Annotated in this window: 4 protein-coding genes; all 4 read right to left on the bottom strand. The window is 64.4% G+C overall.

Annotated elements, in window-relative coordinates; translation table 11 throughout:
- The coding region (locus AC1DRE_RS25050) for an aldolase/citrate lyase family protein (RefSeq protein ID WP_476987162.1) at positions 1 to 336 on the bottom strand (336 nt) is incomplete at its 3' end.
- A gap of 80 nt (positions 337 to 416) precedes the next feature.
- Complete coding sequence (locus tag AC1DRE_RS25045) at positions 417 to 728, bottom strand: hypothetical protein (RefSeq protein ID WP_476987161.1); 312 nt, start codon at positions 726 to 728, stop codon at positions 417 to 419.
- Positions 725 to 1,804 (bottom strand): tartrate dehydrogenase, encoded by a 1,080-nt coding sequence (locus AC1DRE_RS25040; RefSeq protein WP_476987160.1) that lies wholly within the window; start codon positions 1,802 to 1,804, stop codon positions 725 to 727. Before AC1DRE_RS25040 ends, AC1DRE_RS25045 begins: the two co-directional genes overlap by 4 nt.
- Positions 1,805 to 1,835: 31 nt before the next feature.
- Positions 1,836 to 2,094 (bottom strand): NAD(P)-dependent oxidoreductase (locus tag AC1DRE_RS25035; protein WP_476986922.1); only part of this gene is annotated, 259 nt, incomplete at its 5' end.

Raw genomic sequence — 2,094 nt, 5'->3', positions numbered from 1 at the left:
GACCTGGTCCGCGGACTCGGTCTTGGCCAGCATGACGCCGAGCAGTCCGGGGGTGCCGCGCAGGCCGGCGAGGTCTGCGGCCCAGAACGGGCTGGTGGCGTCGTTGATGCGCACCCAGGCCTGGCCGCCGGCAGTCAGCCAGTTGACGACGTTCTCGCGGGCAGTGTCCTTCTGCGAGGGGTCCACGGCATCTTCGATGTCCAGGACGATCGAGTCCGCGCGCGACACAGCCGAGACGTCAAAAAGCTCAGGCTTCATTGCGTTCACCAAAAGCCACGAACGGGCAATTTCGGCGGGGATGTTTCGTTCGGGGATGTTGGCCGGGGGGCGCGTCACTTAATTCTGGGCTGGAGTAGGAGGTGTCTTCGGTGCTGTGGGGCATGTAAATGGGCTGCGTCATGGGTCTCCGTACAAAGTCAGTTATGTGATGGTGCTGTGGATGTCATCCGGTAGCAGAGGCCGTCCTCGGCTTCTGCCGGGTCCGCCCACACCTCGATTCCGCGGGCGGCTTCGTACATGGTGCGTGGTTGGGCGGCGTCGCCCGCGATCCAGAGCGCTGTGGAGTCTGCCATGGCATCATCGATGGTTCCGGTGCGGATGATGTGGCCGTGCTTGCGGATCTGGACGGTCGCTCCGATCAGCCGCCGCCAATGGATGTACTGGCGGAGCATGATCCGCTCGCCGTCGGCGGGTGCGCGCCGGTTGCCCGGTTCGGTTATTCGGGTCATGGTGCGGTCAGGGCCGATGCCACTGCTTTGCCCAGATCTTGGGTGGTGGCGTTGCCGCCCATGTCGGGTGTGAGCGCTTCGGGACCGCGAGCAAGGACGGTTTCCATGGCGGTGGTGATGGCGGCCGCGGCTTCGGGTTCTCCCAAGTGGTCGAGCATCATTGCGGCGCACCAGATCTGGCCGATGGGGTTGGCGATGCCTTTTCCGGCGATGTCGGGGGCGGAGCCGTGGACGGGTTCGAAGAGGCTGGGGAATTTGCGTTCGGGGTTGATGTTGCCGCTGGGGGCGATGCCGATGGTGCCGGTGCAGGCCGGTCCGAGGTCGGAGAGGATGTCGCCGAAGAGGTTGCTGGCGACGACGACGTCGAACCAGTCGGGGTGCATGACGAAGTTAGCGGCCAGGATGTCGATGTGGTACTTGTCCACGTTGACGTCGCTGAAGTGTTTGGCCATTCCCTGGACGCGTTCGTCCCAGTAGGGCATGGTGATGGAGATGCCGTTGCTCTTCGTGGCGGAGGTCAGGTGCTTTTTGGGCCGGCTCTGGGCCAGATCGAAGGCGTATTGGAGGATCCGGTCCACGCCGCTGCGGGTCATGACGGTTTCCTGAATGACGGTTTCGCGGTCGGTGTCTTCGAAGATTTTCCCGCCGATGCTGGAGTATTCGCCTTCGGTGTTTTCGCGCACGACGTAGAAGTCGACATCTCCCGGGACCCGGCCGGTCAGGGGGCTGGGCACGCCGGGCAGGAGTTTGACGGGGCGGAGGCTGACGTACTGGTCGAAGTGGCGGCGGAACTGCAGGAGGCTGCCCCACAGCGAGATGTGGTCGGGGACGACGTCGGGCCATCCAACGGCACCGAAGAAAATGGAATCGAACTGGTTCAGTTCTTCGAACCATCCGTCGGGCAGCATTTTCCCGTGGCGGGTGTAGTAGTCGGCAGAGGCGTAGTCGAAGTGTTCGTAGGTGAGGTTGAGGTCGAAGGCTGAGGCTGCGGCGTCCAGGACGCGGAGCCCTTCGGGCACGACTTCGGTGCCGATTCCGTCGCCGGGAATGACTGCGATGCGGTGGGGTTTCGACATGAGGGTCCTTCTTCGTTGTTGGTGTGTGGGGTTAGCGGTCCACCGGGTGTGCCGGTTCGCGGTTTTCGAGGACGTCGATGACGGCGTGCGCGGCTGCCAAGCCGGCCCGTGTCCGGGCTTCGGTCGTTTGTCCGGCGAGGTGGGAGGTGATGAGCACGTTGTCCAGTCCCCGAAGGGGGCTGTCGCCTGGCAGGGGTTCGATCGCGAGCACGTCCAGCGCGGCGCCGGCGATGGTGCCGTCGGACAGAGCCTTGGCCAGAGCCCTTTCATCGACGAGTGAGCCGCGGGCC

The organism is Arthrobacter sp. P4_H3 (genome assembly GCF_056400885.1).
This window is presented reverse-complemented; position numbering and strand designations above follow the sequence as displayed.